Annotated in this window: 27 protein-coding genes and 1 pseudogene; 13 read left to right on the plus strand and 15 right to left on the minus strand. The window is 61.7% G+C overall.

Annotation, left to right across the window (positions count from 1 at the left end):
- Positions 1–5 precede the first annotated feature (5 nt).
- The 4 genes from ASG68_RS31085 to mscL form a co-directional block, all read right to left on the minus strand.
- Complete coding sequence (locus ASG68_RS31085; protein ID WP_156373765.1) at positions 6–167, minus strand: hypothetical protein; 162 nt, start codon at positions 165–167, stop codon at positions 6–8.
- A 93-nt stretch (positions 168–260) separates the two neighbouring features.
- Positions 261–1295, minus strand: a complete 1035-nt coding sequence (galE, locus tag ASG68_RS03355; RefSeq protein WP_062583140.1) for a UDP-glucose 4-epimerase GalE — start codon at positions 1293–1295, stop codon at positions 261–263.
- Between the two features lie 163 nt (positions 1296–1458).
- Positions 1459–2625: a pyridoxal phosphate-dependent aminotransferase gene (locus tag ASG68_RS03360; RefSeq protein WP_062583139.1), complete on the minus strand. Its 1167-nt coding sequence runs from the start codon at positions 2623–2625 to the stop codon at positions 1459–1461.
- Positions 2626–2782: 157 nt separating this feature from the next.
- Positions 2783–3211, minus strand: coding sequence for a large conductance mechanosensitive channel protein MscL (gene mscL, locus ASG68_RS03365; RefSeq protein ID WP_062583137.1), 429 nt, complete (start codon positions 3209–3211; stop codon positions 2783–2785).
- A gap of 241 nt (positions 3212–3452) precedes the next feature.
- On the opposite strand from mscL, the pseudogene ASG68_RS03370 reads away from it, so the two are divergent.
- Positions 3453–6934: pseudogene (locus ASG68_RS03370) on the plus strand (NahK/ErcS family hybrid sensor histidine kinase/response regulator).
- Between the two features lie 89 nt (positions 6935–7023).
- Here the strand turns inward: ASG68_RS03370 and ASG68_RS03375 are convergent.
- Positions 7024–7671, minus strand: coding sequence for a response regulator transcription factor (locus ASG68_RS03375; RefSeq protein WP_062583136.1), 648 nt, complete (start codon positions 7669–7671; stop codon positions 7024–7026).
- Between the two features lie 68 nt (positions 7672–7739).
- A complete protein-coding gene (locus ASG68_RS03380) occupies positions 7740–8177 on the minus strand; it encodes a hypothetical protein (protein ID WP_062583133.1) in 438 nt (145 codons plus the stop codon).
- Positions 8178–8291: 114 nt separating this feature from the next.
- Here ASG68_RS03380 and ASG68_RS03385 point away from each other — a divergent pair, with 114 nt between their 5' ends.
- Both ASG68_RS03385 and ASG68_RS03390 read left to right on the plus strand, forming a co-directional pair.
- Positions 8292–8639 (plus strand): DUF952 domain-containing protein, encoded by a 348-nt coding sequence (locus ASG68_RS03385; protein ID WP_062583132.1) that lies wholly within the window; start codon positions 8292–8294, stop codon positions 8637–8639.
- The gene (locus ASG68_RS03390) at positions 8636–9724 is read left to right on the plus strand and encodes a quinone-dependent dihydroorotate dehydrogenase (RefSeq protein ID WP_062609130.1); all 1089 of its coding nucleotides are present in this window, start codon (positions 8636–8638) and stop codon (positions 9722–9724) included. Before ASG68_RS03385 ends, ASG68_RS03390 begins: the two co-directional genes overlap by 4 nt.
- On the opposite strand, the gene ASG68_RS03395 is transcribed toward ASG68_RS03390, so the two are convergent.
- Genes ASG68_RS03395 through ASG68_RS03405 form a run of 3 tightly spaced genes read right to left on the minus strand, consistent with a single transcriptional unit; the run spans position 9700 to position 11878 of the window.
- A complete protein-coding gene (locus ASG68_RS03395; RefSeq protein ID WP_062583128.1) occupies positions 9700–11067 on the minus strand; it encodes an MATE family efflux transporter in 1368 nt (455 codons plus the stop codon). The genes ASG68_RS03390 and ASG68_RS03395 overlap by 25 nt on opposite strands.
- 36 nt (positions 11068–11103) lie before the next feature.
- Positions 11104–11610 (minus strand): CAP domain-containing protein, encoded by a 507-nt coding sequence (locus ASG68_RS03400; RefSeq protein ID WP_062583126.1) that lies wholly within the window; start codon positions 11608–11610, stop codon positions 11104–11106.
- 1 nt (position 11611) lies between these two features.
- Positions 11612–11878, minus strand: coding sequence for a DUF6460 domain-containing protein (locus ASG68_RS03405; RefSeq protein WP_062583125.1), 267 nt, complete (start codon positions 11876–11878; stop codon positions 11612–11614).
- A gap of 172 nt (positions 11879–12050) precedes the next feature.
- Between ASG68_RS03405 and ASG68_RS03410 the strand changes: the two genes are divergently transcribed.
- Both ASG68_RS03410 and ASG68_RS03415 read left to right on the plus strand, forming a co-directional pair.
- On the plus strand, positions 12051–12989 hold the full coding sequence (locus tag ASG68_RS03410) for a tetratricopeptide repeat protein (protein WP_062583682.1): 939 nt from the start codon (positions 12051–12053) through the stop codon (positions 12987–12989).
- 218 nt (positions 12990–13207) lie between these two features.
- Positions 13208–13840, plus strand: coding sequence for a YitT family protein (locus ASG68_RS03415; protein ID WP_062583123.1), 633 nt, complete (start codon positions 13208–13210; stop codon positions 13838–13840).
- A gap of 201 nt (positions 13841–14041) precedes the next feature.
- On the opposite strand, the gene ASG68_RS03420 is transcribed toward ASG68_RS03415, so the two are convergent.
- Complete coding sequence (locus ASG68_RS03420; protein WP_062583121.1) at positions 14042–14503, minus strand: carboxymuconolactone decarboxylase family protein; 462 nt, start codon at positions 14501–14503, stop codon at positions 14042–14044.
- Between the two features lie 22 nt (positions 14504–14525).
- The gene (locus ASG68_RS03425; RefSeq protein WP_062609132.1) at positions 14526–15029 is read right to left on the minus strand and encodes an RrF2 family transcriptional regulator; all 504 of its coding nucleotides are present in this window, start codon (positions 15027–15029) and stop codon (positions 14526–14528) included.
- Positions 15030–15170: 141 nt separating this feature from the next.
- On the opposite strand from ASG68_RS03425, the gene ASG68_RS03430 reads away from it, so the two are divergent.
- A complete protein-coding gene (locus ASG68_RS03430) occupies positions 15171–15812 on the plus strand; it encodes a YitT family protein (RefSeq protein ID WP_062583681.1) in 642 nt (213 codons plus the stop codon).
- On the opposite strand, the gene ASG68_RS03435 is transcribed toward ASG68_RS03430, so the two are convergent.
- On the minus strand, positions 15797–16729 hold the full coding sequence (locus ASG68_RS03435; protein ID WP_062609134.1) for a LysR family transcriptional regulator: 933 nt from the start codon (positions 16727–16729) through the stop codon (positions 15797–15799). The two genes, ASG68_RS03430 and ASG68_RS03435, sit on opposite strands and share 16 nt — an antisense overlap.
- A gap of 93 nt (positions 16730–16822) precedes the next feature.
- On the opposite strand from ASG68_RS03435, the gene ASG68_RS03440 reads away from it, so the two are divergent.
- Entirely contained in the window at positions 16823–17041 is a 219-nt protein-coding gene (locus tag ASG68_RS03440; protein WP_062583680.1) for a tautomerase family protein, read from the plus strand.
- Positions 17042–17087: 46 nt separating this feature from the next.
- On the opposite strand, the gene ASG68_RS03445 is transcribed toward ASG68_RS03440, so the two are convergent.
- On the minus strand, positions 17088–17663 hold the full coding sequence (locus ASG68_RS03445) for a TetR-like C-terminal domain-containing protein (RefSeq protein WP_413813980.1): 576 nt from the start codon (positions 17661–17663) through the stop codon (positions 17088–17090).
- Positions 17664–17733: 70 nt separating this feature from the next.
- Between ASG68_RS03445 and ASG68_RS03450 the strand changes: the two genes are divergently transcribed.
- Positions 17734–18183, plus strand: a complete 450-nt coding sequence (locus ASG68_RS03450) for a VOC family protein (RefSeq protein WP_062583115.1) — start codon at positions 17734–17736, stop codon at positions 18181–18183.
- 18 nt (positions 18184–18201) lie between these two features.
- Here the strand turns inward: ASG68_RS03450 and ASG68_RS03455 are convergent, their stop codons facing one another.
- Complete coding sequence (locus ASG68_RS03455) at positions 18202–18405, minus strand: hypothetical protein (RefSeq protein ID WP_062583678.1); 204 nt, start codon at positions 18403–18405, stop codon at positions 18202–18204.
- 212 nt (positions 18406–18617) lie between these two features.
- Here ASG68_RS03455 and ASG68_RS03460 point away from each other — a divergent pair, with 212 nt between their 5' ends.
- The 4 genes from ASG68_RS03460 to ASG68_RS03475 all read left to right on the plus strand — a co-directional run bounded on the left by ASG68_RS03460 (position 18618) and on the right by ASG68_RS03475 (position 23304).
- Entirely contained in the window at positions 18618–21119 is a 2502-nt protein-coding gene (locus ASG68_RS03460; protein WP_062583677.1) for a ligase-associated DNA damage response DEXH box helicase, read from the plus strand.
- 17 nt (positions 21120–21136) lie between these two features.
- Positions 21137–21862, plus strand: coding sequence for a ligase-associated DNA damage response endonuclease PdeM (gene pdeM / locus ASG68_RS03465; RefSeq protein ID WP_062583676.1), 726 nt, complete (start codon positions 21137–21139; stop codon positions 21860–21862).
- Positions 21863–21940: 78 nt separating this feature from the next.
- Entirely contained in the window at positions 21941–22648 is a 708-nt protein-coding gene (locus tag ASG68_RS03470) for a DNA alkylation repair protein (protein ID WP_062583113.1), read from the plus strand.
- A gap of 89 nt (positions 22649–22737) precedes the next feature.
- Positions 22738–23304 carry a dihydrofolate reductase family protein gene (locus tag ASG68_RS03475; protein WP_062602589.1) on the plus strand — a complete coding sequence of 189 codons (567 nt, stop codon included), beginning with the start codon at positions 22738–22740 and terminating at the stop codon, positions 23302–23304.
- Here ASG68_RS03475 and ASG68_RS03480 read toward each other — a convergent pair.
- The gene (locus tag ASG68_RS03480) at positions 23301–23537 is read right to left on the minus strand and encodes an Lrp/AsnC ligand binding domain-containing protein (RefSeq protein ID WP_062583110.1); all 237 of its coding nucleotides are present in this window, start codon (positions 23535–23537) and stop codon (positions 23301–23303) included. The genes ASG68_RS03475 and ASG68_RS03480 overlap by 4 nt on opposite strands.
- A gap of 244 nt (positions 23538–23781) precedes the next feature.
- On the opposite strand from ASG68_RS03480, the gene ASG68_RS03485 reads away from it, so the two are divergent.
- Positions 23782–25614: an ABC transporter ATP-binding protein gene (locus ASG68_RS03485; protein ID WP_062583107.1), complete on the plus strand. Its 1833-nt coding sequence runs from the start codon at positions 23782–23784 to the stop codon at positions 25612–25614.
- Positions 25615–25643 lie beyond the last annotated feature (29 nt).

The following is a 25643-nucleotide window of genomic DNA, read 5'->3' on the forward strand; positions in this document are numbered from 1 at the left end:
TCCGGCTAGATGCGACGGTGATCGCCGGCAAGGGCGGCGGTCACATGGCGGAGGGAAATGGGATGGATACCGGTCCGTCGCGGATTGGGGCCGGGCTTGCGCGCCGTCGTCAGCCGCACGGCCAGCGGCCTTGCGGTCATACGGTTCTTGAGGCGCGGAAAATCCATGATGCTCCAGGTCCAGTCAGTCTATCCTGACTGGCACCCTAGAGCTTGAAGCTGTCGTCAAACTGGTGCGACGGCAAGCTCCGCGCTTTCAGATCAACGCCGCAGCGCCATAAACCGACGCGGGACTTCCTTGTCGTCGTAGCTATTCTTGCGAGCGAGATGACGTTCCCAATCGAGCGCTGAGCCGATGATCAGGTCGAGATCATCGAATGCCGGCGTCCAGTCCAGTTTCATGCGGGCGACGGTCGGGTCTGCGACGATGATGGCGGCATCCCCCGGGCGCCGTTCCGAATAGTTGACCGCGAAATCTCGGCCGTGTACCCGCTTGACAGCCTGCAGGACCTGCAGGACGGAATAGCCTTCGCCATAGCCGCAGTTGGCAACCAGCGGTTCTCCACCGTCGCGCAGATATTCGAGTGCCTTCATGTGCGCCGCAACAAGATCGGAGACATGGATGTAGTCGCGCACGCCGGTCCCATCGACCGTCGGATAATCGGTTCCGTAGACATCCACCTTGTGGCGCTTGCCGAGTGCGGCTTCGCAGGCCGCTTTGATCAGATGCGTCGCGCCGATCGTCGACTGCCCGGTGCGGCCCCGTGAATCTGCGCCCGCAACGTTGAAATAGCGCAAGGCGACATAACGGAAATCATGGGCCGTGGCCGCATCGCGCAGCATGATCTCCGACATAAGCTTCGACATGCCATACGGGCTTTCCGGATGCGGCGCTGACGTCTCGCGAACGGGTAGCGGATTGTCTGGCGTGCCGTAGACGGCAGCAGTCGACGAAAACACGAAATGCTTGATACCGGCCTCGATGGCTGCGGCGATCAGTTCGCGCGTCTTGACGGTATTGTTCTCATAGTAGGACAGTGGATCGGCGACCGATTCCGGCACGATGATGGAGCCGGCAAAGTGCACGATCGCTTCAATCTGGTTTTCGCGGAAAATGCGGTGCAGGACGATCCTGTCGGCGACATCGCCGAGATAGAAGCGAGCTTCCGGCGCCAAGGCCCAACGGAAACCTGTCGACAGTCGATCCAGCACCACGACGTCGTGGCCGGCATCGATCAACGCCCAGACCATATGACTTCCGATATATCCAGCGCCACCTGTTACAAGCACAGTCATGCACTTACTTCCTTGTCCGTTTCGACAGGAAGCATCAAAGCCAAAAAATCTTTCCGAACCTTCACTATCGACCGTTCAGGCGATAGGAATCAAAGTATTATCATATGTATAGTTATTGCATCATTGGAATATTCGATAAAATTTTATCGGATATTCGTCGTTGTCAGAGACCGGCAATATAGGCCGACAAGCGTTCGGCCGCCGTCCGGATCTGGCCGGGGTCACGCAGGAAGCAGGCACGCATGAACAGCGAGCCGCCCGCGCCGAAGGCCGTTCCGGGCGCGAGGCCGACACCGGTCCGATCGACGATGTCGAGTGCGGCACGGCGGGCATCGGTTACCCCGTCGATTTTCAGGAAGGCATAGATCGCACCATCGGGTTTCAGCGTTTCGACACGGTTGGTGGCGATCAGCGCGTCGCAGAACAGGTCGCGCGACAGCGTCGCCTTGGCGACGTTTTCGGCGACGAACGCATCGCCCTCATCAAGCGCAACGGTGGCGCCGGCCTGAATGAACTGCGCCACGCCGGAGGTCGAATACTGGATGAGATTTTCCAATACTTGTCCGATCGCCGGTGGCGCGACGATCCAGCCAGCGCGCCAGCCCGTCATCGACCAGTTTTTCGAGAAGGAATTGACGAACAGGATGCGCTCGTCCTCCTCCATGATATCGAGGAAGGACGGCGCGCGGGGGCCGTTGTAATAATAGAGCGCATAGATTTCGTCGGCCATGATCCACAGGCCATGCTTGCGGACGAGCGCGAGGATCGCCCTGAGATCGTCATGCGTCGCGGTCCAGCCGGTCGGATTGGAGGGCGTGTTGACGAACAGTGCCCGGGTCTTCGGCGTGATCGCAGCCTCTAGCTTGTCGATGTCCAGTTGCCATTTGCCATCGATGAATTCCAGTGGCACGGCAATCGCTTTCACACCCGACAGTTCCGCGCTGGCGGCGAAGTTCGGCCAGGCCGGCGACAGGAACACCATGTCGTCACCGGGCGATGTCACCGCCTCGATCGCCAGCTTGATCGCCTGCATGCCGGAACCAGTCACGTAGAAATTGTCCGGGGATAGCGTCTTGTGGAAATGGCGCTGGTAATAGCGCGAAAGCGCTTCACGCAGCGGCGGAACCCCGCGTTGCCAGGTGTAGAAGGTTTCGCCGGCCGCAAGCGAGGCCTGCGCCGCTTTCGAGATGAAATCCGGCGTCGGCAGGTCGCCTTCACCCACCCAGAGCGGGATCAACCCGTCCCGTCCACGCGCATAATTCACCAGTTCGACGATTCCGCTTTCCGGGGCGGCGAGCGAACGAGGACTGAGGCTGGACAGGATGGTCATCGACGGGCTCCTCGCGCATAACCCCGTAAGTCGAAAAAACGTCCGGGGTTATGCGAAACTTTAAATACCAGAGCGCCGCTTCTAGCGGTTTTTCACATCACGATCACGCGATATTCGCTGACGGATCAATCGAATTTCGTGATGGATCTAAGGACGCTCAGACGCGCTGCGTCTTCAGCAGATCACGAATTTCGGTGAGGAGCTGTACGTCTGCCGGCGGCGGGGCGGCTGGCTCGGCTTCCTTCTGCTTTTCCAAGGTCACGCGCATCCTGTTGACGGCCTTGACCAGCCAGAAAATGATCCAGGCAAGGATGAGGAAATTCAGGACGACGGTCAGGAAGTTGCCGTAGGCGAAAACCGCCCCCTGTTCGCGCGCCGCAGCCAGCGATGTCGCGGTTACCTTGCTGGACAGGGGAACAAAGAAATTGGAGAAGTCGATGCTTCCGATAATGGCGCCGACGAGCGGCATGATAATGTCATTGACCAGCGAATTGACGATCAGCGTGAAAGCGCCGCCGATGATGATACCGACGGCAAGGTCAACGACGTTGCCCCTGGCAATAAACGCCTTGAATTCGTTCAGCATTACTCTCTCCTTAATCCATTATCGAAATGAGCCGCACCCGTCCGTTCTACGCAGCCGAATGCCGCCCGGATGCTAACCGAATTCGGCTTCATGTAAATCACAAGCCGAAAAATAGCTGGCTCGAAGTCGAATTCCGATGGCAGGAAAAGAACTGTCGGTTCTTTGACTTAAGGCTTAGCCGACGCCGATTTTCTTCATCTCCGTCTTGTCCTATGCTTTGCACCGAGGACCAGGAGGACACATGCTGTCGGGCTCGATCATTTTCGCGGCCGCCTTTGCCTATCTGCTGCTGCTGTTTGCGGTGGCGAGTTATGGTGATCGCAAGGCGCGGAAAACCGCCGCTGCCGGAAAGGGCAGGCCGCTGGTCTATGCCCTGAGCCTTGCCATCTATTGCACCTCGTGGACCTATTTCGGAGGCGTCGGCCTTGCCGCCGAGCGTGGACTGGAATTCACCGGCATCTATATCGGCCCGATCCTGATGTTCACCATCGGCCTGCCGGTCATCCGCCGCATCATCTCGCTTGCCAAGGCGGAAAAGCTGACATCCGTCGCCGATTTCGTTGCCGCGCGCTACGGCAAGAACCCGGCGGTGGCCGCGATCGTCGCGCTGATCTCGCTGGTGGGCGCGATTCCCTACATCGCACTCCAGCTGAAAGCCGTTTCCAGTTCTGTTTCCGCCATGGTCGACACCAGCGGCTACGGGATCGGCGCCGGTCAGAACTATATCGACCTGCCACTTCTCGTCACACTCTTTCTTGCCTGCTTCGCCATCGTCTTCGGTACCCGCCACACCGATGCAACCGAGCACCAGGATGGCCTGATCCTGGCCATTGCCATGGAATCCGTCGTCAAGCTGCTGGCTCTTGTGACCGTCGGCCTTTACGTGGTCTTCTTCCTGTTCGATGGCCCTGCCGATCTCTGGGCAAAGGCGCTCGCCAACGAACAGGTGATGACCGCCCTGCAATACCAGACACCGATGTCGCGCTGGATCCTGCTGGTCGTGCTCTCCGCCTTCGCCATCATCATGCTGCCCCGGCAGTTCCATGTTACCGTCGTCGAAAACCGGACGGAAAAGGACCTGCGCACAGCCGGCATCCTGTTTCCGGTCTATCTGGTCGCCATCAATCTCTTCGTGCTCCCCGTCGCCATCGGCGGCGTGCTGACATTCGCCGGTAGCGGCGAGGCGGATCTCTACCTGCTGCGGCTGCCGCTTGCCGCCGACATGCCGATCCTGACTTTGATCACTTTTATCGGCGGCTTTTCTGCCGCCACCGCCATGGTCATCGTCGCCTCGGTGGCACTGTCGATCATGATCTCCAACGACATCGTCATGCCCATCTTCCTGCGGCGTAACCTCATGGGGCGCGGCGGCTTCAACGATGTCGCCGGTACGCTGCTGAATGTCCGGCGCACCGCCATCTTCGCGGTACTGCTGCTCGGTTACGGGTACTATCGCTCGGCCGACATGAGCGCCGGCCTCGCCTCGCTCGGCCTGCTGTCCTTTGCCGCGATCTCGCAGATGGCGCCTGCTTTGTTCGGCGGCCTTGTCTGGCGCCAGGCCAATGCGCGCGGTGCCATTGCCGGCATGACGCTCGGCTTCTTCGTCTGGGCCTACCTTCTGTTCCTGCCAAGCCTCGGCGGGCCGGACAATTCCCATGTCGCGACGGCAGTGCTCAGCTTCCTCTTTCCCTTCACCGGTGCCTTTTCGGAAAGCGCTACCGACCCGCTGGTCAACGCCACCGCGCTCAGCCTGCTGGCCAATATCATCGCCTATGTCGTCGGCTCCCTCACCCGGGCGCCAAAACCGCTGGAGCGGGTGCAGGCCGGCGTCTTCATCCGCCGCAAGTCGCGTACCGAAAAGGCCTTTCGCGGCCGCAAGACCAAGATCACCGTGCTGGACCTGAAGACCACCATTGCCCGCTATCTCGGCGAGGAACGCATGGAGCGATCGTTCCAGACCTATGAACGCCAGTCCGGCCGCTGGCTGGAAAACCAGCAGCCGGCGGATATGGGCCTGATCCATTTCTCCGAACAACTGCTCGGCAGCGCCATCGGCTCGTCGTCCGCCCGCCTCGTCCTGCAGACGACACGTCGTCTGATACAGCTTGGCTGCTCGACCAAGCATCCGAGGCGCTGCAATACAATCAGGACATGCTGCAGACGGCGTTGTCCCAGATGGATCAGGGCATCGCCGTCTTCGACAGTTCCAACAACCTGATCATCTGGAACCGCCGCTTCCGGCAGCTGCTGGACCTGCCGGAGAGCGCCGGCCAGGTCGGCTTCCCGCTGGCCGAGATCGTCGCCTTGCTGACGAAGCGGGGGGATATCCGCAAGGAAGACGCCAAGGCGCTGATCGCCAACTTCCTGACGCTCGACAAGCCGTTCCTGCTGGAGCTTTCCGGTGGCAGCCGCATCATCGAAGTGCGTACCAATGCCATGCCCGACAAGGGCATCGTCACCACCTATACCGACATCACCCAGCGCGTCGCCGCCGACATGGCGCTCAAGCAGGCGAACGAAACGTTGGAACTGCGCGTCGCCGAGCGCACCGGCGAACTCACCCGTGTCAACAAGCAGGTCGCCGAAGCCCGCGCGGCCGCCGAGGAAGCGAATATCGGCAAGACACGTTTCTTCGCCGCCGCCGGCCATGACATCCTGCAGCCGCTGAACGCCGCCCGGCTCTATTCCTCATCACTGGTCGAACGCCTCGGCGATTCCGAAAACAGCGCGCTCGTACAGAATATCGATTCCTCGCTGGAATCGGTCGAAACGATCCTTGGCGCCGTGCTCGATATTTCAAGGCTCGACACCGGGGCGATGAAGCCGCGACTGCAATCCGTGCCGCTCAACGATCTGCTGCGCCGCATCGAAACCGATTTCGCACCCGTCGCCCGCGCCGCCAACCTCGAACTGACGGTCATGCCGACCTCACTGACGGTGCGCACCGATCCCAACTTGCTGCGCCGTCTGGTACAGAACCTCGTGTCCAACGCCATCAAATATACGCTCGAGGGCAAGGTGCTTGTCGGTGTTCGCCGCGAGGGCGGCAACGCGATCATTCAGGTGCTGGATTCCGGTATCGGCATTCCCGCCTCGAAATTCCGCACCGTCTTCAAGGAATTCGCCCGTCTCGACGAAGGCGCCAAGACGGCGTCAGGCCTCGGGCTCGGCCTGTCGATCGTCGATCGCATTTCCCGCGTTCTCAATCACCAGGTCGACCTGCAGTCGAAGCCTGGCAAGGGTACACGCTTCCGCGTAACCATGCCGATCGACCGCAATGCCGGCTCAGGCGTCAGAACCACTCCCGCCGCGCCTGCCCGCACCGCCGAACCACTGCACGGCCTGCGCGTCCTGTGCATCGACAACGAGCCGCTGATCCTCGAAGGCATGAAGCTCCTGCTCGAAGGCTGGGGCTGCACCGTATCGACCGCGCCATCGCTTTCGGAATGGCAGCAGGGATTGACCGGCACCGACCGGCGCCCGGATGCAATCATCGCCGATTACCATCTCGACGAAGGCACCGGCATTGATGTCATCCGCGCCATCCGCCTGCATTTCAGCGCCGAAATCCCCTCCCTGCTTGTTACCGCCGACCGCTCTCCAGAGGTCCGGGGCGCTGCCGAACGCGACGGCATCGCGCTCCAAAACAAACCCGTCCGCCCGGCCTCGATGCGGGCCTGGCTGACCCAGCTGTCGGTCTCGATGAAGGCGGCGGCGGAGTGACAGTAGTCTAGGCTGAATGGGACATACACCCGACGGGAGGTTACTACTCCGCATCAATCGCTGAGCCCCGGGTCAAATGCCGTGGATGATCAAGCCGCAACAGCCGCAATCTTCCCGAGTTGAATGACCGCCTGCGTACGGCTATCGACATTGAGCTTGAGCAGAATGGCCGATACATGCGCCTTGATGGTTGCCTCGGAGACGCCGAGTTCATAGGCGATCTGCTTGTTCAGCAGGCCTTCGGCGAGCATGCCGAGCACGCGGGATTGTTGCGGCGTCAGCGTCTGCAGGCGCTGCAGGAGGGCTGCGACTTCCGGCTCATGCTCCATGCCGCGCACGAAGCCGGGCGGCGTGAAGATGTCGCCGGCCATGACGGTATCGATCCCCTGGCGGATTTCGTCGATCCCGGCGGATTTGGACAAGAAGCCGGAGGCACCGAGTTCGAGCGCCCGCTGGATCGTCGCCGGATCGTCGTGGGCGGATACGATCATCACCGGCAGGCTCTGGAATTCGGCCCGAAGCGCGATCAGGCCCGACAGTCCGCTGACACCCGGCATGGTCAGATCCAGCAGCATCAGATCGACCGAAACGTTATCGATGGCTGCCTGCCGCGCAGAGGTGAAATCGCCCGCCTCGATGATGGTCGGATTGCCGGGCATGCCGGCGAGCGCCTGGCGCATCGCGCCACGAAACAGCGGGTGGTCGTCCGCGATGATGATGGTCAAACCTGTCGTCATGACGCTCCCTCCCAAGAGCTTCGTGACAGGCAAATCCTCCAATTTCCCTGCCGCGCGTGCGGATCCGGTCAGGTCTTCTGAGGCGTTTCGTCCGTCTTGTTCGACGGCGACTTTTCCTCGTCCTCCAGATCCTTCACAATTCCCATGAAACTGCGCATCATTCTTTCCATGACGCTCATCGTCTGGTCAATCTCTTCCTTGCTCGGCAGCCGTGGTTTGAGCCCGCTCGGCGCGTTTGCGGCGGCTTTTTCCAAGGTTTCGACGCGTTTGGTCAACAAATCCAGCTCGAGCTCGAAGGCGCTGCGCTCGTCGGCGGCCATCCTGCAGATGATCTCGCCGTCTTTTTCCTGGCAAAGCGACATCTCGCCGGTCTGCGTATCCAGCCGCGTGATGCCGCTGTCGGTCTTCTGCATGGCATAACGCCCCGGCGCCGGCTCTTGGGCCATGGCCGCGAAGGCACTCAACAGGCCGCCAAGGGCAACCACCGGCATCAGCATCCTCGTCATGGCATTCTCCTTGATCGCCAAAAATCCGGGCCTTGTCCCGCTTGAAGGTGGACTTTCGCAGAAGTTTGCGGCAATTCCGCAAAACAGAATGTCCACGCTCCAGGAAACGGCGGCATGCCCAGCATCATCTACAAAATCGTTCCGGCAACTCTATGGCAAGATGCCCGACGCCATGGAGAATTCAAGGGTGCCGCGATCGACGTGACCGATGGCTATATCCACTTCTCCACTGCCGAACAGGCGATCGAAACCGCCGCCCGCCATTTTGCCGGACAGGATGGCCTGCTGCTGGTCGCGGTCGATGGCGACAGGCTCGGCAATGCCCTGGTTTACGAAGTCTCGCGCGGCGGCGCGCTCTTCCCCCATCTCTATGGCACCTTGTCCCTCGACGCCGTCGTCTGGGAAAAACCGCTGCCGCTTGATGCCACCGGCGTCCATATCTTTCCGGAGCTTGACCGATGATCGATCTCTTCCAGTCTGTTGCCCGCCGCAGCCTGTTCCTGTTCGATCCGGAAGCCGCCCATGGGCTGTCGATCAAGGGCCTGAAAACCGGGCTCGTCCCATCCTGCGCCGCCCCTGCCGACAGGCGCCTCGCCCAGACGGTCGCCGGCCTGTCCTTTGCCAATCCGATCGGCATGGCCGCCGGATACGACAAGAATGCCGAGGTGCCGGAAGCGCTGTTGCGCCTCGGCTTCGGCTTCACCGAGATCGGCACCGTGACGCCGAATGCCCAGGCTGGCAATGACAAGCCGCGCATCTTCCGCCTTGTCGAGGACGACGCCGTCATCAACCGGCTCGGTTTCAACAACGAGGGACACCAGGCTGCCTTGCAGCGCCTTCGTAGCTGCTCGCGCTCTGCCATGATCGGCGTCAATATCGGTGCCAACAAGGACAGTTCCGACCGTATTGCCGACTATGTCGTTGGTATACGCACCTTCTACGATGTCGCCCGCTACTTCACCGCCAATATCTCTTCGCCGAACACACCCGGCTTGCGCGACTTGCAGGCGCGGGAAAGCCTTTCGGCGCTGCTTTCGGCGGTGCTTGCAGCCCGCGATGCGGAAGCGGCAAAGACCGGCAATCGCGTGCCCGTCTTTCTGAAGATCGCACCGGATCTCACCGAGGAAGGCATGGACGACATCGCCGCCGAGGCACTTGCGCATGATCTCGATGGCCTCATCGTTTCCAACACCACCCTGTCGCGCGACGGGTTGAAGGACCAGCGCCAGGCAAAGGAAAGCGGCGGCCTTTCCGGCAAGCCACTGTTCGAAAAATCCACCGCCGTACTGGCAAAGATGCGCAAGCGTGTCGGACCAGACCTGCCGATCATCGGCGTCGGCGGCATCTCTTCCGCCGAAACAGCCGCGGAAAAGATCCGTGCTGGTGCCAATCTCGTCCAGCTCTATTCCTGCATGATCTACGAAGGCCCGGCGCTGGCCGGCCGGATCGTGCGCGGCCTGTCGCAGCTCTGCGACCGCGAAAAGCTCGGCTCGATCGCCGAGATCCGCGGCACACGCACCGACTATTGGGCGGCCCGGAACGTCTGAGCCGAGCGTCGCGGCACCAGCGCCAGAAGGAAGCTGCCGCGAAACAGCAGGAACAGGTTGAGCCCCGCCCACAGGCCGTGATTGCCGAAGACCGGCACGAGAAGACAGAGCGCCAGCGCATAACCGGCAAAGGCCAAGAGCATCATGTTGCGCATGTCGCGCGACCATGTGGCGCCGATGAACACACCATCCATCAGGAAGGCGAGCGCGCCCGTCAGCGCTGTGATCGCCGCCCAGGGCATGTAGATGTAAGCCTCCGCCCGCACGTCCGCCGCCGTCGTCAACACATCCACCAACCGGTTGCCGAAGAGGAGAAAGGCAACAGTGGTCATGCCCGCAAGCGCCAGCGACCATGTCGCCGTCATCCGCAAGGCGCGGTCGAAGGCAGGACGGAATCGCGCGCCGATCGCCCGGCCCGTCAGCTGTTCAGCGGCATTGGCCAGCCCGTCGAGATAATAGCCCGCCACGAGGAAGATGCTCATCAGCACGGAATTGGCGGCGAGCGTCACCGGGCCGAACGAGGTGCCGATCCGCGTCATCAACATGAAGGCGGCGAGAAGCACGAAAGAGCGGATCATGATGTCGCGGTTCAGCCCGAACAGCGGCTTCAGCTTTTCAGCCGAAAATACCGTCGCCCAACTCGGTGCCACGGACCGGTCGAAGCGCGCGCACACCAGCGCGAAGCCGACGATCGCGCCGACCACTTCGCCCGTCACCGTCGCCAGCGCCACGCCCATGACGCCCCAGCCGAGATAAAGGCCGAGCGTGATCGAAAGGACGATGTTGATGCCGTTGATCAGGGTCTGCAGCAATAGCCCGGTCGTCCCCTGCCCGCGTCCCAGCACGAAACCGAGAATGGCATAGTTGGCAAGCGAGGCTGGCCCCGCAAGGATGCGACAGTTGAAGTAGGTGCGTGTCACCGCCTCGATCTCCGGCCCCGGCGCGAGCAGCCAGAGGCCGAACGACAAGAGCAGCGGCGAGACCAGAATGAGCGCGCCGCCGCAGACAAGCGCGATGATCAGCGAGCGCCAGAAGACCGCCTGCTCCTCCGTCTTGTCACCCCGCCCGAAGGCCTGTGCCACCAGGCCGGTCGTCGCAGCGCGCAGGAAATTGAAGGTCGTGAAAATCAGGTCGAAGATGATTGCGCCGACCGCGAGGCCGGCCAGCAGCGTCGCCTGACCCAGGCGGCCAATGACGGCGGTATCGACAAGGCCAAGCAGCGGCGTCGTCAGGAAACCCAGCGTCATCGGCACGGCGATCGACAGAATCAGCCGGTTTGTAACGAGGAAAGGCCCTGCCCCATCCACATTGTCGGCGATATCGGATGCCCGCGTCGTGTCCATGCCTTGCCCTCAGGCCAGCCATTTCCGAGAATCGGATCAGCTGGTCGACAGCACCATGGCCCAATAGGGCCGGTTTCCGGAAGCCGGATTCCGCATCACCGCGACACCGAGGCCGCGATAGTTCGGCCCGAGCATGTTTTCCAGATGCTTGGGCGAATTGTACCAGGCGGTGTAGGCCTTTTCGGCGCTGTCCTGGCCCGAGGCGATGTTTTCCGCCGCCGGCAGGGAAACGCCGCCACCCTTCATGCGATCGAGGAAGCTGTCGCCCATGCCGATCAGGTGCGACATCTTCCCGGCCTTGGCCATGCGGCCGGCCTGGGAAAGCGCGGCCTGCGCCGCCGCCGGGTCGCGCACCAACGGCTGCAGTCCCTTCTGCTTCCTCAACGCGTTGACATAGCCGAGCGTCGCATCAGTCTGGTCGCTGCCGCCGCCGCTCGGGGCAGTGACTTTCGGCGTGCCACAGGCGGCAAGCAGGCCGAGCGAAAGGAGAGCGCCCGCGCGCAGGAGAGTGCGCCGCGAGGCGAGGAAAGTGTGGTCGTGCATGTTACCGCCGGTAGCTGAGGATGCGCAGGATGATGAAGACCGGGATCACCACGGCCGCGCCGAGCAGCAGGTAATCGCCGACCTTTCCGAGGGCCGCGAAGCCCGAATGCCAGAGGTCGAGGACGAAGTCCCGGATCGTGTAGAGGATGCCATAGGGAGTCCAGCCGAAAACAGCCATGACGAATCCGACGATGATCGAGACCACCAGCAGCTTGACCAGCACGCGCAGGGGCGAATCGCCCAGAAACCTGTTCACTCCATCGGCCATGACGTCATGATTCTCCTGTTTCGCCTGACATAAGACGCGCAGAGGCCTGCCGCAAGCTGCAAGGATTGGCGAGAGCACCTCGCCGGATCACCGCGCCGGCCTTTCAAAGCTTGCCATTTGACCGGTCACACGCGAAAAGCGGTTGATATTCGCGGGAACAAGGCACAACACCATCTCTTCCACCCAACTCTCCTCCGGCAATCTGCTTGCCGATCGCCGCACCGAATATGCGCATATGCTGGCCACCGAAGGGGACCATGCGGATGCGGCCGACCTGATGCGCCAGGCGCTGGAACTTGTTCCCGACTGGGCGGCCGGCTGGTTCCGCCTTGCCGACTATGAGGAGAAATCGGGCCGCAAGGAGGCGGCGGTCGAAGCGCTTCATAAAGTTCTGGAGCTGAACCCCGAGGACATCTTCGGCGCATCGCTGAAACTCGCCTTTCTCGGTAGCGCGCCGGAAGGTGGCCAACCGCCGAGCCATCATGTCGAGCGCCTGTTTGACGATTATGCAGACCGCTTCGATATCTCGCTCGTCGACAAGCTCGGCTACAACGTTCCGGAAACGCTGACGGCACTGCTGGAGGAGCGGATCGGCAAAACACGTATCAAGCATCTGGTCGATCTCGGTTGCGGCACCGGCCTGTTCGGTGAGCGCGTCCGTGCCCGTACGGACTATCTCGAAGGCTACGATCTCTCGACCAACATGCTGGCCAAGGCGGCCGAGAAAGACGTCTACGATCATCTCGGTCAGGCCGATCTTTTCCTTCCACCGGAGACTTCGGGCCTTTTCGATGGCAAAGCCAGCCACCGCGCCAGCCTCGTGAGCGCCACTGATGTCTTCCTCTATCTTGGCAATCTCGACAGCATCTTCGTGCTGATCAGCGAACTGCTGGCGCCCGGCGGCATCTTCGCCTTTTCGACCGAGGATGCCGGGGAGGATGGTGACGTCGTCCTGCGCCAATCGCTGCGCTACGCCCATTCGCGCGGCTACATCCGACGGCGTTGCGCCGATTTCGGGCTGGCGGTGCTGGCGGAACGCGAGACCGTCATTCGCAATGATGGCGGCAAACCGCTCTCCGGCATGCTGTTCCTTACGCAAAAAACGGCCTAAGCGCATTTTTCTTGCGAAGTTGAAATAGGTCAGCATTGCTTACATATTTCACTTGATCGTGACAGCGGAAATCGCGATAAATGCTGCATCGCACACAGGCGGCGCAGTCGAGAGATCGCGGCCGTCCATGCACCTTCATTCCTTCCGTTTCCTGTTGTTCGGGCCTGCCATTCGGGCATGTCCGGAATGCCTGTCCGTTTGCCATTGGAGATCGTCACATGAGCATCATTAGCGCACTTGGCTTCTGGAATACCAACGCGACGCGCCACACGCCGATCGAGGACGTGCAGGGTATTTTCTCCGGCAGCCTGGTCGCTGCGCTCGGTCTCTATGTGCTGGCAAGCGCCGGCCTTCTGACCGGCAGCACGGCCGGCGTCGCCTTCCTGCTGCATTATGCGCTGGGCATCAATTTCGGCCTCGCCTTCTTTCTGCTCAACGTGCCGTTCTTCTATCTGTCGTGGAAGCAACTGGGCATGGCCTTCACGATCAAGACGTTCATCGCCATCAGCATCACGTCAGTTCTGACAAATGTGCAGGGCCAGGTCTTCCAGATTTCGGAAATCCACCCGGCCTGGGCGGCCCTTCTCGGCGGCCTGCTGCTCGGCTTCGGCCTGCTCGCGCTCTATCGCCATCGCGCCAGCCTCGGCGGCGTCGGCATTCTCGGCATCTACATGCAAGAGCGCTTTGGCATCCGCGCCGGCCTCGTGCAGCTCGCCATCGACCTCTGCGTGCTCGCAGCCGCCTTCTTCGTCACCACGCCTTCGGTCGTGTTTTATTCCGTTCTCGGTGCAGTGGTCTTCAATCTGTTCCTGACCATCAACCATCGCGCCGACCGCTATATCGCTTTGTAGACCGCACGTCCCCTTGGCGGAGGAGACGTCGCGCGCAAAGCGGGGTGATGAGGGGGCCAAGGGCGTGGTCTTGTAAAAGACTGCGCCGCGCCACTGCCAAGGGCGGCACCGGCTGCCCCCTCATCCAACTTTCGAAAGCCCGAATGAAAAGAGAGCGGAAAAGGTAGCCCCTTCCCGCTCTCGTTTCGTTTTAAGCTTGTCTCAGGCGGCCTTCGCGACCTTGTCGATGGGATGCTGCGAGCGGAACGATACAGCGATACGGTTCCAGACATTGATCGTGCCGATCGCGACTGTGATCTTGGCGATTTCCTCAGCCGAGAAATGCGCCGCCAGCGTTTCATAGGCGTCATCCGGCGCGCCGGTCTGCGCGAGGTTCGTCACCGCGTCGACCCAGCCGAGCAGAGCGCGTTCGCGAGCATCGTAAACCGGGGATTCGCGCCAGACGCACATCAGGTTGATCCACTGTTCGCTCAAGCCGTCATGGCGCGATTCCTTGACATGCATGTCGACGCAGTAGGCGCAGCCGTTGATCTGCGAGGCCCGCAGCTTGATCAGGTGAATGAAGCGGCGCTCCAGGCCGGATGCCTGCACGTAGTTTTCAAGCGCGAGAACGGCCTTGAAAGCGTCCGGGGATGCCTTGGTCATGTCGAGACGAGGATGCATGTCAGTTCTCCTTGGTTGGGGCTCAGCGAGCCGTTGCTTTGCGTTCATGGATTTCGAGAAAGGCGCAGTTGCGGGCGGCGATCGGGCCATCGTCGATTTCCGCAAGCTGAACGCCGAGATCGGCGATCGTGGTCTTGGCAAGTTCGGCCCGGTAAACCCGCTCCGCCCGCAGCATCGTGGCCGAGATGTTGCAGGGCTTGGTGAAATAACGGTCCGGCACCGGGTTCGGCCCCCTTTGGCGGATTTCGCCGCAGCGGAAAGCGGGTGCCGGCCCTTCGACGGCCAGAACGACGTCGAGCAGCGTGATGTCGGCCGACTTCTTCGCCAGACGATACCCGCCCTTCGGACCGGGGACCGTTTCGAGAATGCCGGCGCCAGACAGCGCCTGCAGATGCTTGAGAAGATAGCTCGTCGAGACACCGTGAAACTCGGCGATCGCGGCGGCCGACAGAACGCTGCCTTCCGAAAGGCCCGACAGCATCGCAACGCTGTGAATGGCCTGCTCCACCCCTTCGCCCATTTTCATCGGCTTGCCTCCGTTTCTATCGTGGATATTTTTTATCCATGATTATCGCCGTCGTCAAGTGGCAATTTTCGGACCTCTGCTTGCGTTCCGGAAACGGGGCGATAGAAGGGACCGGATCGGCCAAGGAGAATGACGACAATGATGGTGATACCCGCCAAATCCGCCTTTGCAGCACTGATGGCATCGAGCGCTGAACGGCATTCGCTGGTCGACGATGCGCAGGGTGTCCTCTCCGGCAGCATGCTCGCCGTGCTCGGCATCACGCTCCTGTCAAGCGCCGGACTGCTGACGGGCGGCACGCCCGGCATTGCTTTCCTGGTCCATTATGCGACCGGCTTCAGTTTCGGCGCCTGCTTCTTCGCCGTCAACCTGCCGTTCTATTACCTGGCCTTCCGCCGCATGGGCCTCGCCTTCACGTTGAAGACATTCGCAGCCGTGGCGCTGACTTCGGGCATGTCGGAAGTCCTGCCCCGCGCGCTCGACCTCACCCATGTCGATCCGCTGATCGGGGCGCTGTTCGGTGGCCTGGTCATCGGTGCCGGTCTGCTCGCGCTCTTTCGCCACCGCGCCAGCCTCGGCGGCGTCGGCATCCTGGCGCTCTATCTGCAGGATCGTTTCGGCTGGCGCGCCGGCTTCGTGCAACTCGCCTTCGACGGGACCATTGTCGCCTGTTCCTTCTTCCTCGCCAGCCCCTTCATCATCGCCTGCTCGGTCGTCGGCGCCGTTGTCATGAACCTGACGCTCGCCATCAACCACCGCAAGGACCGCTACATCGCGATGTGAGCTTGTCCAGTCTCCGCCGGATAAAGCCCCGCAATACACTCCCGTAGCCAGCGCTGTGCCGGATGAAGGTCGTTGCGGCGGTGCCAGTGCAGGATGAACGGCACCGGCGCCAGCTCGATCGGCGGCTCGAGGATCGCGAGATCGGGCGCTTGTCCCGATGCCACCACCACGCCGGCCATGACCGTGGCAATCATATCCGAACGGGCGATCAGGAGCGGCGCGGCATACATATTGGGCAGCGTCAGTGCGAGGTGCCGCGCCAGTCCGCGTTTGGCCAGCACCACATCGACATGGCCGAAACGATCGTTTTCCGGCGAGACCAGCAGATGCGGCAGGTCGAGAAAGGCCTCAAGGTCGAGCGGCCGATCGGCGGCAGGATGACCGCGCCGAACGATGGAAACGAACCGTTCCTCGAACAGCGGTGCCGTCAGGATGCGCCCGGTTGGCGTCGCCGGCACGCCGATCACTACATCCGCCTCGCCGGCATCCAGCATGGTGATCGCATCGTTGCGGGCGCTGAAATGGCGCACCCGGAGCGACACATTCGGCGCCAGCCGGTTCAGGGCCTCGATCAGGCGCGGCAGGAGCACGAAGGTTGGATGATCAGACAGACCGAGCGTGAAGGTGACCGTCGAGACCGACGGCTCGAAAGCCTGGGTGAAATCCAGCGTCCGCTGGATCTCGGCGAGAGCACGGCCAAGCGGTTCCGACAGGTCAAGCGCCCGCGCCGTCGGCTGCAATCCGTTCGGACCACGAATGAAAAGCTCATCCTTCAACAGCGCCCGCAACCGCGACAGGGCAGCGCTCATGGCCGGCTGGGTTCGGCCGATGCGGACGCCCGCCTTGGTCACGCTACGTTCCGCCATCAGGGCGTCGAAGGCGACGAGCAAGTTCAGGTCGATGCCATGTAAATCCATGGCATGGATGAATGCATATATCGACGATCGATTTCAAGTATGTCGAACTGACGGCTAGGTTTGGTCATCCTCACAAACCAAAAGGAGCCGACCATGCCATTCGCAAACTACAAATTCCCGCAGGGCACCGTGACCGCCGAGCAGAAGGAAGAGATCATCCACAAGACCACCGACCTGTTCGTCGGCTATTTCGGGGAAGGTGTGCGCCCGTACACGATGGTGCTGGTCGATGAAGTCGTCGATGGTGGTTGGGGCCGCGCCGACGAGACGCTGACCATCGCCAAGATGCAGGCGAAATCAGGCGGAAGATAGAGCCACGAGCTTGGTTCTTCTGTAACCGTAAAGACGATCATTCCGGCTAAGGCGCAACGGCTCGAAGGGCAATGTTGACGATGGTATCGCCGAATTCCGGCGATACCCGCTGGTGCCCGACCAGCAATCTGAAAAACACGGGGCCGTAGATCATATCGAGCAAAGCCTCCAGATCGGGTGGCGGTGCGATCTCGCCCCGTGCCGCCGCCTGTTCCAGAATATCGCGACCGGCGGCCCGGCTCGATAGGATGACCTGATTGCGAAACGCCTTGGTGAATTCGCTTTCCGGGTCGGCTGCCGCCAGTGCCATGGTGATCTGCCGTCCTCTCGTTGTGGCAAACGCGGTCACCAGCGCGCGCATCTGGGCGCCGAGGGCCGCCTGCGCGGTTGCCCCGTCGACCTGGGTTTCAGCCGGTGATGTGACCAGCAAAGCGGCCATGGCCAGTTCCTGCGCATTGGCCCAGGATCGATAGATCGTCGGCTTGCCGACACCGGATCGCGCCGCGACCGCCTCGATCGTCAGCCGTCCGAACCCTTCCGTCATCAGGATTTCGTGGGCAGCGTGCAGCACGCGTCTTTGCGCCTCCTCGCTTTGCGGCCGCCCTCTTTTTCTCGCCGTCATGCAACCCTCTTGACTAATATCTTTACGATACGTAACGTTATTGTCAGATCCAGTCAAGGAGAGGGGTTCCATGTCGAGTCTCGCACGGAAAGTCAGTGCCTATTTTGTCGTGAAACATGCGGCGCAAGCCATCGACTTCTACAAGCAGGCTTTTGGCGCGGAAGAAATCTTTCGCATGACCGACCCGACCGATGGGCGCATCGGCCACGCCGAGTTGAGGTTCGGAGAGACGCTGATGATGCTGGCAGATGAATATCCGGATTTCGGCGCGCTCTCTCCCGATACGATCGGCGGATCGCCGGTCACGTTTCATCTGGACGTAGTTTCCACGGATACCATGGTTGCGCAGGCCCTGTCGGCCGGAGCAACCATGCTGCGAGCGGCGGCCGACCAGAGCTTCGGGGAGCGCGTCGCGCAGGTGCTGGATCCATATGGCCACCGATGGATGCTGTCGCAGACCATTGAACAGGTCACGCCAGAGGAGATGCAACAGCGATGGAACGCTGCTGCATCGACGTAAACGCAAATAAGGCGCGCCTCAGGAAGCCACGTCCTGCTTCTTCAACTCGTCGATCGCGTGCAGCGCTTCATACGGCGACCATCCGGCATGAACCGCAGCCTCCACAAGTTTCGTCTCTGCATCATGCTCCAGTTTCTGGAACAGGGGTTCCAGTGCTTCCTGGACGGTCAGAATATGTTCATCCGGCGGAATGACGTGTTCATCGGACGCTGACAACGGCATGATGGCCTCCTTTTGCGATTTCACCCTCGAAAATTTTGCATGAATCCATCAATGCGCGGCACCCGAAGAGGTTCCCGGTTTTTTGATTTTTTCATCTCAGCAGGGAATTCTCGCCCGTCCGTTCGCCGTCCATTGATCATGCTCTTCAATTTGCGCAGGTTTGATCTACATTTGTTCGCGTGAACCAGATCGATTCCGCCACGCGCCCGGAGATGTCGCTTCTCCTGCCCCCGCCCTTCCTGCGCTGGTTCGCGGAAAAGGGCTGGCAGCCGCGCGCCCATCAGTTGGAGCTTCTGTCGCGCGTGCAGGGCGGCGAAAGCATGTTGCTGATCGCGCCGACTGGCGCCGGCAAGACATTGGCGGGCTTCCTGCCCTCGCTCGTCTCGCTGACGGAGCGCGGCAAGATTCCGCCGGGCTCCGCCTTCACCGGCATCCACACGCTCTACATCTCGCCGCTCAAGGCGCTGGCCGTCGATATCGAGCGCAACCTGATGAAACCGGTTGGCGACATGGGTCTTCCGATCCGCATCGAGAACCGCACCGGCGACACGCCCGCCTCGAAGCGCCAGCGCCAGAAGATCAATCCGCCGGATATATTGCTGACGACACCGGAACAGGTCGCGCTGCTGCTGGCCAATGGCGAAGCCGAACGCTTCTTCAAGGATCTGAAATATGTCGTTCTCGACGAGTTGCATTCGCTCGTCACCTCCAAGCGCGGCCATCTCCTGTCGCTCGGCCTTGCCCGGCTGCGGCGCCTCGCACCCCGCATGCAGGCGATCGGCCTGTCCGCCACCGTCGCCGCCCCGATGGACCTGCAGCGCTGGCTGGCGCCGCAGAGGGAAGGCGAGAACCACCATGCCGGCCTGATCACGGTGACCGGTGGTGCCAAGCCCAACATTTCCATCCTCTCGACCGAAGAGCGCGTGCCCTGGGCCGGCCATTCGGCCAACTACGCGATCGGCGATATCTACCGCGCGATCGGCGAGACGAAAACGACCCTGCTCTTCGTCAACACCCGCAGCCAGGCCGAGCGTGTTTTCCAGGAACTCTGGACCATCAATGACGACAATCTTCCGATCGCGCTGCATCACGGTTCGCTCGATGTCGGCCAGCGGCGCAAGGTCGAGGCGGCGATGGCGGAGAACCGTCTGCGCGCCGTCGTCGCCACCTCGACGCTCGATCTCGGCATTGACTGGGGCGATGTCGACATGGTCATCCATGTCGGCGCGCCGAAAGGAGCCTCCCGCCTTGCCCAGCGCATCGGCCGCGCCAACCACCGCATGGACGAACCGAGCCGCGCCATCCTTGTGCCGGCCAATCGCTTCGAGGTGATGGAATGTCAGGCAGCGCTCGACGCCAATTATCTCGGGGCGCAGGACACTCCGCCGGTGGGCAAGGGCGCGCTTGATGTGCTGGCCCAGCATGTGCTCGGCATGGCCTGCGCCGAGCCCTTCGATCCGCTGGAGCTTTACGCCGAAATCACCAGCGCCTCACCCTATGCGGCGCTCCCCTGGGAGACCTTCGAGCGCATCATCGATTTCGTCGCCACCGGCGGCTATGCGCTGCGCTCCTACGAGCGCTACGCAAAGATCCGCAAGACCCCGGAGGGTCGCTGGCGCGTGTCCAACCCGCAGATTGCCCAGCAATACCGTCTCAACATCGGCACGATCATCGAATCGCCAATGCTCAACGTTCGCCTAGTGAAGCACAATGCCCGCGGCTCGCTGGGGCGCGGCGGCATGGTGCTGGGCAAGGTCGAGGAATATTTCATCGAGATGCTGTCGCCCGGCGATACCTTCCTGTTCTCCGGCAAGGTGCTGCGTTTCGAAGGCATCCGTGAAAGCGAGTGCCTGGTGAGCCAAGGCTACAAGCTCGACCCGAAGGTTCCCTCCTACAATGGCGGCAAGTTTCCGCTCTCGACCTATCTTGCCCAGCAGGTTCGCAAGATGCTCGCCGATCCCGCCCGCCACAAGGCCCTGCCCGATCAGGTGCGCGACTGGCTGTCGCTGCAGGCCGACCTGTCGATGCTGCCGAAGGAAGACGAGCTGTTGATCGAGACCTTCCCGCGCGGCAGCCGCCATTACATGGTGATCTATGCCTTCGAGGGCAGGCTGGCGCACCAGACGCTCGGCATGCTGCTGACCCGCCGTCTCGACCGCGCCGGGCTAAAACCCCTCGGCTTCGTCGCCACCGATTATTCGCTGGCGATCTGGGGACTGGAGGATCTCGGCGTCGCCTTCCGCAACGGCCGGCCGCGCCTTTCCGACCTGTTCGACGAGGACATGCTGGGTGACGACCTCGAAGCCTGGCTGAACGAAAGCTTCCTCTTGAAGCGCACATTTCGAAATTGCGCTGTCATCGCCGGCCTGATCGACCAGCGCCATCCCGGCAAGGAAAAGAGCGGCCGGCAGGTCACCGTCTCGGCCGATCTTATCTATGACGTGCTGCGCAGCCACGAGCCGGATCACATCCTGCTTGAGGCCACCCGCAACGACGCTTCGACCGGACTTTTGGAAATCGAGCGGCTTGGCGATATGCTGGCGCGAATCAAGGGTCACATCACCCATCGTCCGCTCGATCGCATTTCGCCGCTGGCCGTGCCGGTCATGCTGGAAATCGGCAAGGAGTCGGTCAATGGCGACGCGCAGGATTTCCTGCTTGCCGAAGCCGCCGACGAGCTGTTCGAGGATGTGACCGGCGAACACCATCTATGACGTCGCGCCGGAAGATCATGCATCGCATTGCCCATGCCATTTCTGCCCTGCCGGACAATCCGGCCCTGTCTGCCCGCATCGCCATCAATGGCGTCGCCGCGATCTGCGATCCGCTGGGCGGGCTCTACCTGCCGGATCTCGATATCCTCGTCGTCTCCGACCTGCATCTGGAAAAAGGCTCGGCCTTTGCCCGCCGGGGCATGATGCTGCCGCCCTATGACACGCTGGCGACGCTTCGCATCCTCGAAGCCGTCATTGCCCGCCACGACCCAAAGACCGTCATCAGCCTCGGCGACAATTTCCACGACCGTGTCGGCTCCGCTTTGATGCCGGACCAGTTCCGCGGCATGATCGAGACGATGGCGCGCGGGCGCGAATGGATCTGGATCAACGGCAATCATGACCCTGACGGCACCGTCGGCCTGCCCGGCACATCCGCCGACGAACTCCGTTATGCCGGCCTGATCTTCCGTCACGAGCCTGCAAAGGATGCGACCGCCGGCGAGATCGCCGGCCACCTGCATCCCGCCGCCACCGTGACCCGCCGTGAAAAACGCGTTCGCCGCGCCTGTTTCGCCACCGACAGCCGCCGCCTGATCATGCCCGCCTTCGGCGTCACCACCGGCGGCCTCGACCTGCGTCACAAGGCCATGCACGGCCTGTTCGACCGCACCAGCCTCGTCGCCCACATGCTGGGACGGGACAGGATTTATTCGGTACGGTTTTCCAATTTGCTGGGCTGACCGGTACCGCCTCCACAAACTTGCCGCACCTGCCCGACCTTGGCAGAATAACGCCCGCCTGTGCGATAGGAGGGCTGAATGAGCCGCATGACAGCCGCAAGCGTGGAAGCAGCCTTGCATGCCATCCGTTCGGACGATGCGGTGGCCGATGTTGCCCGCTTCTTTTACGACGGTCTCGGCGAAACGCAGGTGCTCGGCGTTGGTATCGGCAAGGTCTTTCCCGTCGCCAAGGCCCATGCCACCCTGCCGATCTCCGAAATCCACCTTTTGCTCGATAGCCCGTTCTACGAGGTCCGGATGGCCGCCGCCGCCGTCATGGATTTCCAGGCTCGCCAGAAAAAGCCCGCCAATCCGCTTGCCGCACTCTATCAACTTTATCTCGATCGCCACGATCGGCTGAACAACTGGGATCTGGTTGATCGCGCCGCGCCACATGTCGTTGGCCAGTATCTAGACGACAAGCCGAGAGACCCGCTCTACGCGCTGGCTGCGTCATCGGACCCGTGGCGGCGAAGGACGGCGATCGTTGCAACCTATTATTTTATCCGCAAGGGCGACCTTGACGATACGTTTTTGATCTGTGCCCAACTGGCGGCCGATCCGCACGACATGGTGCAGAAGGCGATCGGCTCCTGGATCCGCACCGCCGGCGAGGCCGACCGCGCCCGGTTGAAAACCTTCCTGGCGGAAAACCGGAGCAGCCTGTCCGCAACCGCTCTGCGGATGGCAACCGAGAAACTGTCGCCCCAGGAGAAGGCCGTCTTCCGCGCAAAGGGACCTGGTTAACGGGTCAATTGACAAAGTCTTTACAAAACTGCTTGCAATTTGCAATCAGGTTGACGATGCTGGGTTGGTGTTTCTTGGGAGAAACGACCATGGCCAAGCTGTGCATCTGGAATCTCGTGACGCTGGATGGCTATTTCGAAGGCGAAAAGAAATGGGATATCCAATTTCACGAACGCGCCTGGGGGCCCGAGCTTTCCATTTTATCGAAGGATTGGGGCACGGCGACAGAGGCGCTCGTGTTCGGCCGCATCACATACGAGGGCATGAAGGCCTACTGGACGACGGCGGAAGAGGATGAGGATATCACCACCTTCATGAACGACACGCCGAAGCTTGTCGCCTCACGCACCATCACCGCCAGCGACTGGAAAAACACGACCGTCACAGCCGACATCATCGGCGACCTTCGTCGGCTGAAGCAAACGGCGACGAAACCGATCCGCATCTTCGGCAGCGCCGAACTCTGCGACAGCCTGCTCAAGGCCGGCCTCGTGGATGAAATCATGATCGGCGTCGCGCCGGTCCTGCTCGGCCGCGGCACCCCGTTCTTCAGGCCGGGCCGCGATACAACAGCGCTCAGGCTGCAAAGCTCGATGACAACAGCCGGCGGCTCGGTCGTCCTCACCTATGCTATCGAGACTACCGAAGCAGCCTAAAACGCGTTGAACGTCAATGTCGTCAGCGACCGGTTGATGCCCGGCACGGTAGCGATATTGTCGTTGATGAACTTGCCGATATCCTGCTCCTCATCGACATAGACCTTGATCAGCAGGTCGAAATCGCCGCTGGTCGAATACATCTCCGAAACGATTTCCTTCTTGTAGATCACGTCGGCGACCTCGTAGGTCTTGCCGGGGGCGCATTGCAGCTGGACGAAAATCGGCTTCATGGCACGGGTCTCCTGATATTTTTCTCAGGAGATAGCCTGTTTTGCCTGCGAGGCAAACTGCACGCATCGCACCGATTGGACATTTTCCGGTTCCTCGGCTATAAGACCGGCCAAGCGACTGAAGAAGGAAATCGTTTGATGAGAACTTCCGGCACATCACGCAGCTGAACAAGCGGTGCCGGGATCGGGCTGCCTGTTTGGTCCATCCATCAAATGACTATCTTTCGGCCCCAGGAGGGCACACATGTTTCGTCGCTTCGCAAGCTTCATCGATCCATTTCAACCCCATGACCAAACCACGCCACCCGACCGTCCCTGGCGGTTTCTGGTTCAAACGCTCTGGCCGTTCCGCCACGTCACGGCGCTGAGCCTGCTTCTGACGGTGATCGGCGCCTCGATCGAGGTCTGGCTCATCGGTTATGCCAGCCGGCTGGTTGATGCGCTGGCTGCCACGCCGCCCGCCTCTTTCTGGGCGCAGCACGGACATGAACTGTTGCTGGCCGCGGCCATGGTGCTTATGGCGCGTCCGCTCGCCGGATGGCTGCGGGAAAGCCTGGATGACATCGCCTTCCGGCCGAATGCGGAATCCCTCGTCCGTTGGCGTGCGCACCGCCATGTGCTTGGGCAATCCGTCGGCTGGTTCCGGGGCGATCTCGCTGGTCGGGTTGCGTCCCAGGTCCGCGATCTCGGCGCGGCCGCCGTCGGCGTCGCCTACAGCGTCCAGCACACACTCTCCTTCGTCGCCGTCTATATCGTCGGCTCCGTCTGGCTGATGGCCTCGATCGACCCTTGGCTGACCATCCCGCTCATCGTCTGGGCGGGCTGTTATGTCGGGCTGATGGCCTATTCCATCCCGCGCATCCGCGATGCATCGGAACGCTATCAGGAGGCCTTTTCGGCGCTCACGGGCATGATGGTGGATACCTATGCCAACATCGATACGTTCAAGATGTTTGCCAGCAACCGCAGCGATGCGGAGGGTGACGAACACTTTCGCGAGGCCCGGGATGCGGCGGTCGAGGTCCAGCGCCTGGAAGTGACGATCAATTCCGGCATGCTGTTCCTCGGCAGCGCGCTGATCGTCGGGCTGGTCGGCTATTCGCTCGCGCTCTGGCAATCCGGGGCAGCACCGCTCGGTCTCATCGCCGCCTCGCTGACCCTCAGCTTCCGCATCACCGCCATGGCCGAATGGATGCTCGATGCCGTTTCATCGCTGTTCGGCTATCTCGGCACGATGCGGCAATCGCTGAAGACTGTCGCCCAGCCACTGGACATCGTCGATGCACCCGACGCGGGGCAGCTGACCCTGCGCGGCGGCGCCATCCGCTTCGATACCGTCAGCCATCACTACGGCAAGGACGATGGCGGTCTCGACCGCGTGTCATTGTCCATCGCTGCAGGAGAAAAGGTTGGGCTCGTCGGCCGTTCCGGCACCGGCAAGTCGACACTGGTCAACCTGCTGCTGCGCTTCTTCGATCCGGAATGCGGCACCATCAGGATCGACGGACAGGACATTCGTTCGGTCACGCAGGAAAGTCTGCGCCGCCAGATCGGCATGGTCATGCAGGATGCCTCGCTGCTGCACCGCTCCATCCGTGACAACATCGCCTATGGCCGCCCCGACATGCCGCAGGATCTGCTTGAGGCGGCGGCGGAAAAGGCCGAAGCTGCCGGGTTTATCCCGGCTCTGCGCGATCAGCATGGGCGCACCGGTTATGCCGCCAATGTCGGCGAACGCGGCATTTCGCTGTCGGGCGGCCAGCGCCAGCGGATCGCACTCGCCCGCGCCATCCTCAAGGACGCGCCGATCCTCATTCTGGATGAAGCGACGTCAGCGCTGGATTCGGAGGTCGAGGCGGCGATCCAGCAGACATTGCATCAGGTGATGGACGGCAAGACGGTGATCGCCATCGCGCATCGCCTGTCGACCATCGCCCGCATGGATAGGATCGTCGTTCTCGATCAGGGCCGCATCGCCGAGGATGGCACCCATGCCGAACTGATGGAGCGGAATGGCATCTACGCGACACTCTGGTCCCGCCAGTCCGGCGGCTTTCTCGGTGCGGATGACGCATAGATCCAGAAGACCTGTCGGGTGTGCTCACC

It is taken from the genome of Rhizobium sp. Leaf453, from assembly GCF_001425605.1.
Taxonomy (GTDB): Bacteria; Pseudomonadota; Alphaproteobacteria; order Rhizobiales; family Rhizobiaceae; genus Pararhizobium.

Coding starts and splice junctions, on each gene's coding strand:
- ASG68_RS31085 (WP_156373765.1), bottom strand. CDS start 167: ATGGATTTTCCGCGCCTCAAGAACCGTATGACCGCAAGGCCGCTGGCC.
- ASG68_RS03395 (WP_062583128.1), bottom strand. CDS start 11,067: ATGGACACGACGCGGGCATCCGATATCGCCGACAATGTGGATGGGGCA.
- ASG68_RS03440 (WP_062583680.1), top strand. CDS start 16,823: ATGCCATTCGCAAACTACAAATTCCCGCAGGGCACCGTGACCGCCGAG.
- ASG68_RS03385 (WP_062583132.1), top strand. CDS start 8,292: ATGCCCAGCATCATCTACAAAATCGTTCCGGCAACTCTATGGCAAGAT.
- ASG68_RS03430 (WP_062583681.1), top strand. CDS start 15,171: ATGGTGATACCCGCCAAATCCGCCTTTGCAGCACTGATGGCATCGAGC.
- ASG68_RS03375 (WP_062583136.1), bottom strand. CDS start 7,671: ATGACGACAGGTTTGACCATCATCATCGCGGACGACCACCCGCTGTTT.
- ASG68_RS03380 (WP_062583133.1), bottom strand. CDS start 8,177: ATGACGAGGATGCTGATGCCGGTGGTTGCCCTTGGCGGCCTGTTGAGT.
- ASG68_RS03475 (WP_062602589.1), top strand. CDS start 22,738: ATGGCCAAGCTGTGCATCTGGAATCTCGTGACGCTGGATGGCTATTTC.
- ASG68_RS03390 (WP_062609130.1), top strand. CDS start 8,636: ATGATCGATCTCTTCCAGTCTGTTGCCCGCCGCAGCCTGTTCCTGTTC.
- ASG68_RS03455 (WP_062583678.1), bottom strand. CDS start 18,405: ATGCCGTTGTCAGCGTCCGATGAACACGTCATTCCGCCGGATGAACAT.
- ASG68_RS03415 (WP_062583123.1), top strand. CDS start 13,208: ATGAGCATCATTAGCGCACTTGGCTTCTGGAATACCAACGCGACGCGC.
- ASG68_RS03400 (WP_062583126.1), bottom strand. CDS start 11,610: ATGCACGACCACACTTTCCTCGCCTCGCGGCGCACTCTCCTGCGCGCG.
- ASG68_RS03450 (WP_062583115.1), top strand. CDS start 17,734: ATGTCGAGTCTCGCACGGAAAGTCAGTGCCTATTTTGTCGTGAAACAT.
- ASG68_RS03405 (WP_062583125.1), bottom strand. CDS start 11,878: ATGGCCGATGGAGTGAACAGGTTTCTGGGCGATTCGCCCCTGCGCGTG.
- ASG68_RS03435 (WP_062609134.1), bottom strand. CDS start 16,729: ATGGATTTACATGGCATCGACCTGAACTTGCTCGTCGCCTTCGACGCC.
- ASG68_RS03470 (WP_062583113.1), top strand. CDS start 21,941: ATGAGCCGCATGACAGCCGCAAGCGTGGAAGCAGCCTTGCATGCCATC.
- ASG68_RS03420 (WP_062583121.1), bottom strand. CDS start 14,503: ATGCATCCTCGTCTCGACATGACCAAGGCATCCCCGGACGCTTTCAAG.
- ASG68_RS03485 (WP_062583107.1), top strand. CDS start 23,782: ATGTTTCGTCGCTTCGCAAGCTTCATCGATCCATTTCAACCCCATGAC.
- galE (WP_062583140.1), bottom strand. CDS start 1,295: ATGACTGTGCTTGTAACAGGTGGCGCTGGATATATCGGAAGTCATATG.
- ASG68_RS03445 (WP_413813980.1), bottom strand. CDS start 17,663: ATGACGGCGAGAAAAAGAGGGCGGCCGCAAAGCGAGGAGGCGCAAAGA.
- pdeM (WP_062583676.1), top strand. CDS start 21,137: ATGCATCGCATTGCCCATGCCATTTCTGCCCTGCCGGACAATCCGGCC.
- ASG68_RS03360 (WP_062583139.1), bottom strand. CDS start 2,625: ATGACCATCCTGTCCAGCCTCAGTCCTCGTTCGCTCGCCGCCCCGGAA.
- ASG68_RS03480 (WP_062583110.1), bottom strand. CDS start 23,537: ATGAAGCCGATTTTCGTCCAGCTGCAATGCGCCCCCGGCAAGACCTAC.
- mscL (WP_062583137.1), bottom strand. CDS start 3,211: ATGCTGAACGAATTCAAGGCGTTTATTGCCAGGGGCAACGTCGTTGAC.
- ASG68_RS03425 (WP_062609132.1), bottom strand. CDS start 15,029: ATGAAAATGGGCGAAGGGGTGGAGCAGGCCATTCACAGCGTTGCGATG.
- ASG68_RS03460 (WP_062583677.1), top strand. CDS start 18,618: ATGTCGCTTCTCCTGCCCCCGCCCTTCCTGCGCTGGTTCGCGGAAAAG.